At 70.4% G+C, this 12460-nt stretch carries 12 protein-coding genes; 10 read left to right on the top strand and 2 right to left on the bottom strand.

What is annotated here, in order from left to right:
* The first annotated feature begins 11 nt into the window (after positions 1-11).
* The 10 genes from AB0E90_RS18355 to AB0E90_RS18400 all read left to right on the top strand — a co-directional run bounded on the left by AB0E90_RS18355 (position 12) and on the right by AB0E90_RS18400 (position 9363).
* On the top strand, positions 12-464 hold the full coding sequence (locus AB0E90_RS18355; protein WP_360406314.1) for a flagellar basal body-associated FliL family protein: 453 nt from the start codon (positions 12-14) through the stop codon (positions 462-464).
* Positions 465-576: 112 nt separating this feature from the next.
* Entirely contained in the window at positions 577-1524 is a 948-nt protein-coding gene (locus AB0E90_RS18360; protein ID WP_360406317.1) for a flagellar motor switch protein FliM, read from the top strand.
* The gene (fliN, locus tag AB0E90_RS18365; protein WP_360406320.1) at positions 1521-2285 is read left to right on the top strand and encodes a flagellar motor switch protein FliN; all 765 of its coding nucleotides are present in this window, start codon (positions 1521-1523) and stop codon (positions 2283-2285) included. The genes AB0E90_RS18360 and fliN overlap by 4 nt, the downstream gene beginning before the upstream one ends.
* 5 nt (positions 2286-2290) lie before the next feature.
* A complete protein-coding gene (locus tag AB0E90_RS18370; RefSeq protein WP_360406323.1) occupies positions 2291-2701 on the top strand; it encodes a flagellar biosynthetic protein FliO in 411 nt (136 codons plus the stop codon).
* Between the two features lies 1 nt (position 2702).
* Positions 2703-3557 (top strand): flagellar type III secretion system pore protein FliP, encoded by an 855-nt coding sequence (gene fliP, locus AB0E90_RS18375; RefSeq protein WP_360406326.1) that lies wholly within the window; start codon positions 2703-2705, stop codon positions 3555-3557.
* Positions 3554-4318 (top strand): flagellar biosynthetic protein FliR, encoded by a 765-nt coding sequence (locus tag AB0E90_RS18380; RefSeq protein ID WP_360406329.1) that lies wholly within the window; start codon positions 3554-3556, stop codon positions 4316-4318. Before fliP ends, AB0E90_RS18380 begins: the two co-directional genes overlap by 4 nt.
* Before the next feature lie 12 nt (positions 4319-4330).
* Positions 4331-5422 carry an EscU/YscU/HrcU family type III secretion system export apparatus switch protein gene (locus tag AB0E90_RS18385; protein ID WP_360406331.1) on the top strand — a complete coding sequence of 364 codons (1092 nt, stop codon included), beginning with the start codon at positions 4331-4333 and terminating at the stop codon, positions 5420-5422.
* Between the two features lie 92 nt (positions 5423-5514).
* Positions 5515-7569, top strand: a complete 2055-nt coding sequence (flhA, locus tag AB0E90_RS18390) for a flagellar biosynthesis protein FlhA (RefSeq protein ID WP_360406334.1) — start codon at positions 5515-5517, stop codon at positions 7567-7569.
* Complete coding sequence (locus AB0E90_RS18395) at positions 7559-9124, top strand: hypothetical protein (RefSeq protein ID WP_360406337.1); 1566 nt, start codon at positions 7559-7561, stop codon at positions 9122-9124. Before flhA ends, AB0E90_RS18395 begins: the two co-directional genes overlap by 11 nt.
* On the top strand, positions 9121-9363 hold the full coding sequence (locus tag AB0E90_RS18400; RefSeq protein WP_360406340.1) for a hypothetical protein: 243 nt from the start codon (positions 9121-9123) through the stop codon (positions 9361-9363). The genes AB0E90_RS18395 and AB0E90_RS18400 overlap by 4 nt, the downstream gene beginning before the upstream one ends.
* A 48-nt stretch (positions 9364-9411) precedes the next feature.
* Here AB0E90_RS18400 and AB0E90_RS18405 read toward each other — a convergent pair whose 3' ends face one another.
* Together AB0E90_RS18405 and AB0E90_RS18410 are read right to left on the bottom strand one after the other, a co-directional pair.
* Entirely contained in the window at positions 9412-11394 is a 1983-nt protein-coding gene (locus AB0E90_RS18405; RefSeq protein WP_360406343.1) for a flagellar hook-length control protein FliK, read from the bottom strand.
* A 38-nt stretch (positions 11395-11432) separates the two neighbouring features.
* On the bottom strand, positions 11433-12446 hold the full coding sequence (locus tag AB0E90_RS18410) for a transglycosylase SLT domain-containing protein (protein ID WP_360406346.1): 1014 nt from the start codon (positions 12444-12446) through the stop codon (positions 11433-11435).
* Between the last annotated feature and the right edge of the window lie 14 nt (positions 12447-12460).

A 12460-nucleotide genomic window follows, 5' to 3' on the forward strand; every position in this document is an offset into this window, starting at 1 on the left:
GTCCGATTCCGATGGCTGACGAGACGACGAATGGCGCTGCTGAGACGGCACCGAAGAAGTCCAAGAAGATGCTGATGATCATCGTGATCGCGGCGGTCGTGCTGCTCGGCGGCGGCGGCGGAGCGTTCTTCATGCTGAAGGGAAGCTCGGCCACGGCCGCGCCGAAGAAGGGCACGGTGGTGGCGATCAGCGACGCGCTGACCATCAACCTGGCCGACAGCCACTACCTGAAGCTCCAGTTCTCGCTCCAGCAGACCGACGCGGTCAGCGAGGACGTGGACACCGGCGAGGCGATCAACCTGGCGATCGACGAGTACACCGGCATGAAGATTGCCGACCTCTCCACCGAGAAGGGCCGCGAGGCGGTCAAGGAAGAGCTTCTCGCGAAGATCGTGAAGGCGTACACGACCGACGGCACGCAAGAGGTCATGGGCATCTACTACACGCAGTTCGTGACCCAGTAAGCGGATGAACGGGATGGGCGGGATCGCTACGGCGATCCCGCCCATTCGTCGATTTAGGGGTAATTACGGCCCTCGCGCTCAGCGGCTCCGGAAATGAGTCGATGGGGACGACGTGACCTCTGCAACACGATCCCCGGGCAAGATGTCGCGTCGTGGGCAGGGCGGAGGGCCGACGGCGTACGACTTCCGCCGGCCGGTCAAGCTCTCCCGGGAACACGTCCGCACGCTGCAGACCGCGTTCGAGACGTACGCGCGCAGCTGCGGCACCCTGCTGACCACCCGCCTGCGCGTGGTCAGCAGCGTCACCCTCGCCGCCATCGAGCAGCTGAACTACGACGAGTACGTGGCGTCGCTGAACAACCCCACGGTGATCGCGGTGGTGGCCCTCGATCCGCTGGACGGCACGGCCCTGATGGAGATGTCGTCCTCGGCCGTGATGACCGCGATCGACCACATGCTCGGCGGACCCGGCGGGCCCCAACCGGAGCGGCCGCTGACCGAGGTCGAGATGCCGCTGCTGCGCAGCCTGCTGGATCGGATGCTGGGCGAGCTGCGCTACGGCTTCGAGACCCTGGTCCCGATCCAGCCGAAGCTCAAGGAGATCGAGTACAACGCCCAGTTCCTGCGCGCGCACGCGCCCGGTGACGCCTGCGTGGTCGCCACCTTCGATCTCAAGATCGGCGCCGAGGAGTGCCTGGCCAGCATCTGCATGCCGTTCAACATGATCCTGCCGGTGCTCTCCCGCACCGAGGCGGTCGTGCTCAGCGACAAGGAGCGGGCCAGCAAGGATCGCTCGCTTCGCAACCTCACGGCCGGCCTTTTCTCGGCTCCGATCGACGTTGCAGTCCGATTCCAGCCCATTCGTATGCGTACCGATGACATCGTGGACCTACGTCCCGGTGACGTCGTGCCGTTGACGCATGCGACCAGCCGCCCGCTCGAGGTGACCGTCAACGAGACCACCTACGCCTACGCAGTTCCCGGTAATCAGGGCGCGCGGCTCGCCTGCCTCGTGGTGCCGCCGCCCAAGGAGTCGTCCAAGGAGTCAGGCCGCCCATGACCGCGCCCACCATCACCGCGCCCCAGCTCGGGCTCGCCCGCGCCGCTGCCGAAGCCGCTCTCGCGGTGCTGCCCACCAGCCGGGCCCTCTCCGTCGCCGCCCCGGTCGCCGCCACCCCGGACACCGTCATCGAGGGTCAGGCGGTCACCGCCCGGTTCAGCGGCGCCGCGACCGGCGAGGTCATCGTGGTGGTCGGTCAGGATCTCGCGGACGCGCTCAAGGAGAGCCCGCTCGGCGAGCTCGACCTGACCGCCGCGGTCCGGCCGGCGCTGGAGGCGGCGTCCCGGGTCTTCGGGCCGGTGGTCCTCGATCCCGGCACGGTGATGGAGCCGGGCGTCGCGCTGAGCTCGCTCGCCACCAAGGAAGACGCCGTGGTGGTCCCGCTGGTCGAGGGCGAGGAAGTGCGGGCGGTGCTCGGCCTGGCCCTGAGCCCCTGGCCCAGCGACGAACCCGGGCAGATGGACGTGGCCAGCCGGGCGCCGGCGGCGTCGCCCGGGCTGGCGCTGGCCCGCGGCGGACTGGACATGCTGCATGACGTCGAGATGGAGGTCTCGGCCGAGCTGGGCCGCACCCGGATGAGCGTGCGCGAGCTGCTCTCGCTCAACCCGGGCGCGATCGTCGAGCTCGACCGGGCCGCCGGCAGCCCGGCTGACCTGCTGGTCAACGGCCGGCTGATCGCCCGGGGCGAGGTGGTCGTGGTCGACGAGAACTTCGGCATCCGGATCACCGAGATCGTCGCACCGGGCACCGAGCGGGAGTAACGGCCTTGCTCGAGCTCGCCCTGCGGATCGGTTTCTCGCTCTTCGTCGTCCTCGGCCTGATGTGGGCCCTGGCGCGGATGGTGCGCCGGCCGCTGAGCGCACGGCGGGCCCACGGCACGCTCGCCGTGCTCAACCGGCAGCAGCTCACCCGCAACTCGGAGGTGGCCGTGGTGAAGGTTGCCGACCGGGCGATCATCGTCGGCGTCACCGAGAACCAGGTGAGCCTGCTCGGCGAGGCGGACGCCGCCGACTTCGAGAAGCACGAGCACGAAGAGCACGTGCATCTCGACCTCGACGAACTACCCGGCGTGCACCCGGCCACCGAGTCGGTGAGCCGGCTGGACCGGTCGTTGCTCTCGCCCCGGACGTGGACTTCGACGCTCGATTTCATCCGCGACCGGACATCGAGGCGATGACGTGATACGACGCGCGATCCTGCTCCTGCTCGCCACGGTCGGCCTGGCCCTGGTCCTGCTGCCCGGCGCGGCCTCGGCCGAGCCGCGACCGGCGCCGATGGCACCGGCGGTGGCGCCGGCGATGGGCCCGGTGGCGATGGCGATGCCGGAACGCGTGCCGCAGGCGCCGACCCCGCCGTCGCCGCCCAGCATCAACCTCAACGTCAACGGGACCAACCCGGACGGCAGTAAACCGGCCTCGTCGCTGGTGATCATGCTGGGCCTCACCGTTCTCTCGGTAGCGCCGGCCCTGCTGCTGCTCTGCACGTCGTTCACCAAGGTCTTCATGGTCCTCGGGATCACCCGCAACGCGCTCGGCCTGACCAGCATGCCGCCCAACCAGGTGCTGGCCGGTCTGGCCCTGTTTCTGAGCCTGTTCATCATGGGACCGACCGTCTCGGCCATGAACGACAAGGGCGTGCAGCCCTATCTCAAGGGCGACAAGACGCAGACCCAGGCGTTCAAGGACGGTGTGCAGCCGTTGCGCGACTTCATGTGGAAGACCACCCGCGAGGACGAGGTCGGCCTGCTGATCAAGCTGTCCGGCTCGAAGCAGCCGCGGAACAAGGACGACGTCGAGCTGACCACGCTGATCCCGGCGTTTGTTCTCTCCGAGCTGCGGGCCGCGTTCATCATCGGTTTCGTCATCTTCATCCCGTTCCTGCTGATCGACATGGTGGTCTCCGCATCACTCATGTCGCTGGGCATGATGATGCTGCCGCCGGTCACCATCTCCCTGCCGTTCAAGCTGTTGCTCTTCGTGATGGTCAACGGATGGGGGTTGATCCTCACGGCGTTGGTGGCGTCCTACAAATGAACTGGAACGTCCCGATCGCGGACATGCTCGCGATCCTGCTGGGCGCGGCCCGCACCGGGGCGTTCCTGATGATCAGCCCGCCGTTCAACTCGCGGTTCATCCCGGGCACCGTCAAGGCGCTGCTGTCGGTCGGGCTGACCCTGCCGATGGCGCCGTACCTGCGCGGAACGCTGCCGAGCATGCAGACCGCCGACATCCTCGCCAGCGCCGCGCTCCAGGTCTTCGTGGGCGCCGTGCTCGGCTTCATCGTGTCGATGCTGTTCGCCGCTCTCCAGGCGGCCGGTGACCTGCTCGACGTCTTCGGCGGTTTCACCCTGGCGATGGGTTACGACCCGCTGTCGATGAACCAGAGCTCGGTGTTCGGCCGGTTCTACAACCTGGTGGCGGTCACCATCCTGTTCGCGAGCGGCGGCCACGAGTTCATCCTCCGTGGGTTCCTGCAGTCGTTCCGTACGATGCCGCTGAACTTGACCTTCGATCTCGCGACGCTCACCCAGTTGCTGCTCAAGGGCGTGGGCGAGCTGTTCCTGTCGGCGCTGCAGATCGCCGGCCCGCTGGTGATCGTCCTGTTCCTCACCGACGTGGCGTTCGGCCTGCTCAACCGGGTGGCGCCGGCGCTCAACGCGTTCCAGCTCGGCTTCCCCGCCAAGATCTTCGTGCTGCTGCTGCTCTCCGGGCTGTCGATCACCACGTTGCCGTCGATCGTCGAGAACCTGGTCGAGAAGTCGGTCACCGCCGTGTTGAAACTGTCCGGCGGCTGAGGGTGGTGACTCGTGTCCGGTGAGAAGACCGAACAGCCAACTCCACAGAAACTCAAGAAGGCCAAGCGCGAAGGCCAGATCGGCCGCACCCAGGACCTCGGCGCCTGGTTCGGGATGCTGGCCGCGAGCATCATGCTGCCCCGGACGCTCAGCTCCGCGATCCAGCACGCTCAGGAGTTGCTCGCGCAGGTGCCGGAGGTGATCGATCGGCCCGAGCCGGCCATCGCGCTGCAGATGCTCAAGGAGGCCGGGTTCGGCATCGCCTGGGCGGTGCTGCCGCTGTCGATGACCCTGATGGCGGTCGGCATCGCGGCGGCCGGCGCGCAGGGCGGCATCCGGGTCGCCACCAAGCTGTTCATCCCGAAGTTCAACCGGCTCAACCCGCTGCCCGGGATCAAGAAGATGCTCGGGCCGCAGGCGCTCTGGGAGGGCGCCAAGGCCCTGATCAAGACGTCGGTGCTGGCCGCGGTGCTCTACAGCACGACCAAGGACACCATCCCGATCCTGATGACGGCCGGTCAGCTGCCGCTCGGCTCGCTGGTGGCGGTGGTCAAGGACGCCACCATCGGGCTGATTCGGGCGGCCTCGGCGGCCGGCATCGTGATGGCCGCCGCCGACTACTTCGTGGTCCGCCGCCGCACCAACAAGCAGCTGCGGATGACCAAGGAAGAGGTCAAGCAGGAGCACAAGAACTCCGACGGTGACCCGCTGATCAAGGCCCAGATCCGGGCCCGGCAGATGGCGATGGCCCGCAACCGGCAGATGGCCGACGTGCCGATGGCCGACGTGGTGCTGGTCAACCCGACGCACGTGGCGGTGGCGCTGCGCTACGAGCCGACCAAGGGCGCGCCCCGGGTGGTCGCCAAGGGGCAGGGACCGCTCGCCACCAAGATTCGTGAACTGGCCACCGAGCACCGGGTGCCGATGGTCCAGGACGTCCCGCTGGCCCGGTCGCTCTACGCCGGCTGCGAGGTCGGCGCGGAGATCCCGGCCGACTTCTTCGCCGCGGTAGCCAAGGTGCTGGCGTTCGTGATGAGCCTGAAGGCACGAGGGTCGGCGGCAGGCCTGCACCGCAACCCTAATTCCGCATCAACAGCCGCATAACCGAAAATTTAGGAGATTTCCTCACATGCGTCCCTCGAAGGAGGGAGGATCTGGCTGGTGGGTGAGGTACACCTTTTGCTCGGGAAGGCACCGTGAAGAAACGCAACATCAGTCGACTAGCCGTCCCCATCGGGGTCATCGGCATCATCATCATGATGGTCGTCCCGTTGCCGACGTTCCTGCTTGATCTTTTCATCGCGCTGAACATCACGGCGGCCCTTCTCATCCTGCTCACCAGCATGTTCGTGCAGAAGCCGCTGGACTTCGCGGTTTTCCCGGCGCTGCTGCTGGTCGCCACCCTGTTCCGGCTCGCGCTCAACATCAGCGCCACCCGGCTGGTGCTGCGCGACGGCGACGCCGGCAAGGTGATCCACGCGTTCGGCAGCTTCGTGGTCGGTGGAAACCTGGTCATCGGCCTGGTCATCTTCCTGATCCTGGTGATCGTGCAGATGGTCGTGGTGACCAAGGGCGCCGAGCGGGTCGCCGAGGTCGGCGCCCGCTTCACCCTCGACGCCATGCCCGGTAAGCAGATGGCGATCGACGCCGACCTCAACGCCGGCCTGATCGACGAGGACCAGGCCAAGAAGCGGCGCGCCGAGGTGGGCGCCGAGGCCGAGTTCTACGGCGCGATGGACGGTGGCTCCAAGTTCGTCAAGGGCGACGCGATCGCGGCCGTCATCATTACCGTGATCAACCTGGTCGGCGGCTTCGCCGTGGGCCTGATCCAGCAGGGCATGTCGGCCGGCGACGCGATGAACCACTACAGCCTGCTGAGCGTCGGCGACGGCCTGGTCTCCCAGGTGCCGGCCCTGCTGCTGTCGGTCGCCACCGGTCTGATCGTGACCCGCTCGGCGACCTCCGGTGACATGGGCACCAGCGTCACCGAGCAGCTCGGCCAGAACAAACTGGCCCTGCGCATCGCCGGCGGCGCCGCGCTCGCGCTCTGCGTCATCCCCGGTTTGCCCAAGGTTCCGTTTCTGATCATCGGCGTGGCGGTGCTGGTGATCGCCCAGCGGGTCAAGGAGCCGGAGCCGGAGGCCGATGTCGCCGCCGCCGCGGCTGCCGCCGAGGCGGTCGACATGCCGGCGCCCGACTCGCCGGAACAGCTGCTCGGCGAGATGCGGGTCGACCCGCTCGAGCTCGCGCTCTCGCCCGACCTGGTCGACCTCGTCGACACCAGCAGCGGCGACCTGCTCGACCGGGTCCGCGCCCTGCGCCGCAAGATGGCCATGGAGCTGGGCGTGATCATGCCGCCCGTGCGGACCCGGGACGACCTGGATCTCCCCCTCTCCTCGTACGCGATCCGGATCTCCGGGGTCGACGCCGGAACCGGCGAGGCCCCACCCGGCACGGTGCTGGCGATCGGTGACGGCCTGCAAGGGCTGCCCGGCCGCGCCGGTGTCGAACCAGTTTTCGGCCTGCCCGGCAAATGGGTGCCGGCCGAATTGCATTACCAGGCCGAGCTCTCCGGAGCGACGGTGGTGGACCGGGCCAGCGTGATCATCACGCATCTGGCCGAGGTGGTCCGCAGCAACGCGAGCCGATTGCTCGGCCGCGAGGACGTCCGGGCGCTGACCGAGATGGTGAAGCGGTCGAACCCGGTCGTCGTGGAGGAACTGACCCCGGCGGTGCTCAGCCTCGGTCAGATCCAGAAGGTGCTGCAGGCCATGCTGGACGAGGGCGTGCCCATCCGCGACCTGGTCCGAATCTTCGAGGCGCTTTCCCTGAAAGCGAAGGTCTCCGTCGACCAGGACACCCTGGTGGAGGCGGCTCGTGCCGCCCTCGGCCCGGCCATCGCCGCGCAGTACGTCGCGGGCGGCCGGCTCACGGTGATCACCCTCGATCCGATGCTCGAGCAACAACTGCTCGAATCGTTGCGGCCCAGCGAGACGGGAGCCTTTATGGCGATCGACGGATTGCGCGCCGAGGCGATCGTCAACGAGGCCGCCCGCCTGGCCGAGACCGCCGAGCAACAGGGCCTCACGCCCGTGCTCGCCTGCTCGCCACAGCTGCGGCTTCCTTTGATGCGCCTGCTGCGCGCCGGTTCACGCCGGGTGCAGGTGCTGTCGTACGGCGAAATCTCAGGTTCCACAGCACAGATCGAGACGATAGGGGTGGTGAACGGTGCCTACGCGGGTGCTGCTTGAGGGACCGGCCATCGAGCCTTTGCTGGCTCAAGTACGCGATGAGTACGGCTCCGGTGTCCGGATCATCTCCGCCGACAAAGTCCGCAGTGGCGGCGTCGGAGGCTTCTTCGCGAAGCAGCATTACGAGCTTTCCGTGGAGGTGCCGGACCCGAACGAGGACAGGACTGACATGGCGAAACGGAGTACGACCGGAGACAACGGCCACACGTTGGAACGGCTGCTGGAACGGGCCGAATCGCAGGACCGGCTCGACGAACCGGCTCGACCGGCGGCCCGGACGGTAACGCCCGCGGCCTTCAGTCAGGCCCGGCCGGGGGAGACCACGTTCTCCCGCCCGGCTCGCCCGGCCGCGGCACCCCGCCCGGCCGAGGAGAACAGTTTCGGCGCCGACGAGGGTCGCGGCGCCGCCCATACCGACACCAATGCGGCCTTCGCGGAGCTGATGGCCGGTCTGGACTCCACCGGCCACGAGCCGATGCCGGACCTCGAACGGAATCCGCCCCGGCCGAAGGCGGCGACGCCGTTGCGCGGGGAGGACGGACCGGCAACGGTGCGGCCGTTCCGGCCGGCGGCGGCCACCGAGGCGCCGGTGAACCACCCGCCGAAGGCGACCGTGCCGGTCGCCTCGGCGCCGCCGGCACCGGCTCCCGAGCCGGTTCACGTCGCCCAGCACGCGGCGCACCCGACCCTGGCCGAGCGGATCGGTGGTCTCGGGGCCAGCGCGATCGAGGTGGACGAGCCGCCGATCGAGGAGATCATCGAGACGCCGCCGGCGCCGGCGCAGCCGTCGGCGGCCGAGGCGTTCGGGCTCAAGCCGATCGCGCCGGCCGTGGCTGCGGCCGCACCGGTGGCCGACAGCGACCCGGTGATCCGCAACCTCATTTCGGTCGGCATGCCGGAGGCGATGGCCGGCCAGATCACCGGCGCCGACACCTATGCGGGTGTGCTCAGCGTCCTGGCCGCCCGGCCGTCGGCGCCGGGCATCCCGGACGGTCCGGGCGAGATCCTGGTGCTGGCCGGGGACATCAACCTCGGCGTGCCCATCGCGCGGCACCTGCTGGACCAGATCGGCGTGCCGGAGAACCACCTTCTCCTCGCCGCGCCGACCACGGCCGGCACCGGCCTGCACTCCTCCCGGCTCATCCCGACCCGGGATGCGGCGGAGTCGCGGGTGGAGAAGCTGCACAACGCCGAGCAGGCGTGGGTCGTCGTGATGGACGCGCCGGTGGGTGGCACCGACCCGCTGTGGGTCAACGAGATGTGTGACGCGATCGGGGCCACCGCGGTCTGGGCGATCGTCGACGCCACCCGCAAGACCGCCGACACCTCTCGCCACCTGCGTACGCTCGGCGAGGTCGAGGCGCTCGTGGTGCACAGCGTGGAGCTGACCCAGGACCCGGCGTCGGTGCTCGGCCTGGATCTGCCGATCTACTCGCTGGACGGTAAGGCCGCCACTCCGCACGCCTGGGCCGCCATGCTCTGCGCGCGGATCGCGACCGATGTGATGCCGGTGGCTGCGCCGCCTCGGCGGGCGGGCCGCCCGGTGCGGCAATGATCCGTCCGTCGGTCCTGCTGTTCGCGTTCGTGATCAGTGCACCGGCGCTGTACCGGTATGTGCTCGACCAGTTGGACCTCACCGACGTAATGATCCGGTTCATCATCGCGGTGCCGATCGCGGCACTGCTGCTGGCCGCATTGCGGTTCGTCACGGCGGGGTACGGACGGAACGGCGATGGTGGGGAAGCCACCGCTGTCACGCCCACCCCGCTCGGGGAGGCCGAAAGGCCGGCCTGACATGGCGACGCCGGTGGACACAGTTCGTGTCCACCGGCGTCGTTTTATTTATGCGCGAATGTCGATCCGGCTGCTGCCCGGTGCGGGCCGGGCCGCGACGGTCGGTTCGGTCACCGGGGCAGGCCCGGCCGGTCCGGTCTCGCGCCGGCCGCCGAGACCGCCCGGCGTTCCGAACCGCTGCCGCGCCTGCTCCTGCTGGGCGTTGCCCTGGCGCAGGTCGAGCGTGCAGTTGCCGAAGCCCGACTCCTCCAGTTCGCGGCGCAGGTCGCCGAGCGCGTTGCGCAGCGCGTCGGTGCCGGCGTCGGTGGTGCCGGTGAGCTGCAGGTTGATGTCGCCGTTGCGAATCTCGGCCACCACCTGCACCGGACCCAGATCGGCCGGGTGCAGGTTGACGGTCAGTCGGTGCACGCCGTCGGCATCCAGCCGCAGCGGGATGATCCGCATCGCCACCTGGGCAGCGGCGGGTGGCAGCGGCGCCTGCGCACTGGCCGGCGGCGCGGCCGGGGCGCTCGGTGCGGCGGGCGCGGCGGCTTGCGGCCCGGAAACCCCGGCAAGACCAGCCTGACCGAGTACGCCGGGAGTAGCCGTCCCGTCCGGAGCGACCCCCGGGGTCGCGGCCGGGGCCGGCGGCATGCCGGTCGGCGCTGCGGTCGTGGCGTCCGGGGCGGCGCGGTCGGGCGGCGCGGCCGCGGGTGCGGGCGGCGCGGTCGTGGCGTCCGGCGCCGGCTGGGTCTGGTCCGCGGCGGGGCCGGCCGGCGCCTGCGCCGTGGCGTCCGTCGCAGCGGGCGTGGCCTGGTCCGGAGTGGTGCCGGCCGGGGTCTGCGCCGCGGGGTTCAGGGTGGCGCCGGCCAGTTGGGTGGCCGGATCGATCGGCTGGCCGGTCGCCGGGGCGGCGGTTCCGGTGGCGGTCGCGCCGGCCTTGGCCAGCTCGGCGGCGAGGGCGGGCGGCAGGGCCGGGCCGTTCGCCGCGGTTCCGCCGGTCACCGGTTTGCCGGAGGCGTCGCGCAGGGTTCCGGCCGGCATCGTCGCGGCTTCGGCCGGGGTGTCGGTGACGTTCTGCGGCACGGTGGCGGGCGTCGCGTTGCCCGCGTTCGCCGCGGTCCCGGCGGCCGGGCCGGCCACCGGACCGTTCGCCGCCGGCCCGCCGGCCGCTGACACTCCGCCGACCGAGGAGACCCCGGTGGCGGCGCCGGGCTTGCCGGCGGTGGCGGTCTGGGCGACCGTCTGGGCGGTGGCCGGCGCCTGCGCCACGGCGGCGGCCGCGACCTGACCGGCCGTCACCGGCGCGGCCGGAGCGGCCGGAGCGGCGTCGGCGTCCTTGGCGGTCGTCTCGTCGGTCGTCTTGGCCTCGTCGGTCTTGGCGGCGTCGGCGTCCTTGGCGTCGGCCGGCTTCTCGGCCGTGCCGGTGGTCTTGGTGTCGTCCCGATCCTCAGCCCGGGGCTTGTCGGTCCGGCCCTTCTCGACCTGGCTGCGGTCGTCGGCGGGGCGGCGATCCTCGACCCGGTCCCCATCGGAGCTGTCGTCCGCGGCCCGATCGGCGTCGGCCCGGCGGGCGGCGTCGTCAGCCCGGCTCGCGGCATCGCGGGACTGGGCGCTGCGGCTGGTGGTGGCCCGGTCCCCGGCGGCCCGGTCCCCGGCGGCCCGGTCCCCGGCGGCCCGGTCCCCGGCGGCCCGCTGGTCGGCGGCGCGGGCGGCCCGATCGGCGTTGGCCCGATCCGCGTTCGCCCGATCGGCGGCGGCCCGGTCGGCGACGGCCGCCCGGTTCGCGGCCGAGCGGTCGAGCGATGCCCGGCCGGCCGCCGCCCGGTCAGCGTCGGCCCGGTCGGCCCGCTGGGTGGCGGCGCGCTCGGCCACCTCCTGGTCGGCGACCCGCTTGGCCGTGCTGTTGTCCTCGTCGCGACCCGGCCGGTCCAGCTCGGCCGAGAGCGCCGAGCCGAACTCGTCGCCGCCGTCGCGCTTTCCGCTGGCCCGGCGCCCGGGGTCCGGCGTGTTGGTCCGGTCCGGGCCCGTGACGGAACTCGGCATCTTCATGCGGCTCTCCCTGGTCAGGATCGGTGTGCGGTCGAGGATCAGCCGCCGAGGGCGGCGAGGGCCTTCTGAACCTTGGGCACGTAAGCCTGGGTCTCCGCGAACGGCGGGATGCCGCCGTACTTCTTGACCGCGCCGCCGCCCGCGTTGTAGGCGGCCAGTGCCAGCGGCAGCGACTTGAATTCGCGCAGGTTGTGGGCGAGCAGTTTGGCCCCGCCGAAGATCGCCTGCTCGGGGTCGAACGCGTTGCCGACGCCGAGGCCCTTGGCTGTGGTCGGCATGAGCTGCATCAGGCCCCGGGCGCCGACCTTGCTGACCGCGTTCGGGTTGTACCCGGACTCGACCTTGGCCACCGCGGCGAGCAGCTTCGGCGAGATGCCGTACTTGGCGCCGGCCTTGGCGAACAGATCGCCGTACGGGACGCCGGCCAGCGAGCCGGATCCCGACAGTGCGGCCGGCCGGACCGACGCCATGTTCTGGGCGGCGACCGCGGCACTGTCGGCGCTGTCGGTGACGACGCGGCGGATGTGCGTGGGAGTCTCGTACACCTTCTGGATCTTGACGTGATCGCCCGGCTTGGGGGCCGCGATCATCTGGTTGTTGCCGAGATAGATGCCGACGTGGTCCACCGGCGCGTCGAAGGCCAGGATGTCGCCCGGCTTCGCGTCCGCCATGCTCGCCACCGGCTGTCCGGCCTTGGCCTGCTGCCACGAGTTGCGGGGGAGCTGGATGCCCAGGTCGCCGTAGGTGCGCTGGACCAGGCCGGAGCAGTCCAGGCCCTTGCCCGGGTCGGTGCTGCCGAAGACGTACGGCGTGCCGAGGTATTTCTTCGCCGCCGCCACCACGTCGTTGCCGGAGGTGCCGCCACCGGCCGTCGTCGCCGCCGGGTTGTCGGTCGCGCCCGCCAGCATCGAGGCGAACGAGTTGTCACCGGACACACCGGGCTTGGTGGTGACCGTGCCGGTCGTGGTGGGATCCGTCTCCAGCGGCTTGAGACCGAGCTGACCTCGCAGCTCCGAGATGCGGGAGAGAACTCCGCCGACGCCGACGCTCATGCCAGCTCCTCGCT

The sequence above is a fragment of the Actinoplanes sp. NPDC026619 genome, from assembly GCF_040638295.1.
In the GTDB taxonomy this organism is placed as follows: Bacteria; Actinomycetota; Actinomycetes; order Mycobacteriales; family Micromonosporaceae; genus Actinoplanes.

Coding starts and splice junctions, on each gene's coding strand:
- AB0E90_RS18355 (WP_360406314.1), top strand. CDS start 12: ATGGCTGACGAGACGACGAATGGCGCTGCTGAGACGGCACCGAAGAAG.
- fliN (WP_360406320.1), top strand. CDS start 1,521: ATGACCGCGCCCACCATCACCGCGCCCCAGCTCGGGCTCGCCCGCGCC.
- AB0E90_RS18380 (WP_360406329.1), top strand. CDS start 3,554: ATGAACTGGAACGTCCCGATCGCGGACATGCTCGCGATCCTGCTGGGC.
- AB0E90_RS18400 (WP_360406340.1), top strand. CDS start 9,121: ATGATCCGTCCGTCGGTCCTGCTGTTCGCGTTCGTGATCAGTGCACCG.
- AB0E90_RS18405 (WP_360406343.1), bottom strand. CDS start 11,394: ATGAAGATGCCGAGTTCCGTCACGGGCCCGGACCGGACCAACACGCCG.
- AB0E90_RS18410 (WP_360406346.1), bottom strand. CDS start 12,446: ATGAGCGTCGGCGTCGGCGGAGTTCTCTCCCGCATCTCGGAGCTGCGA.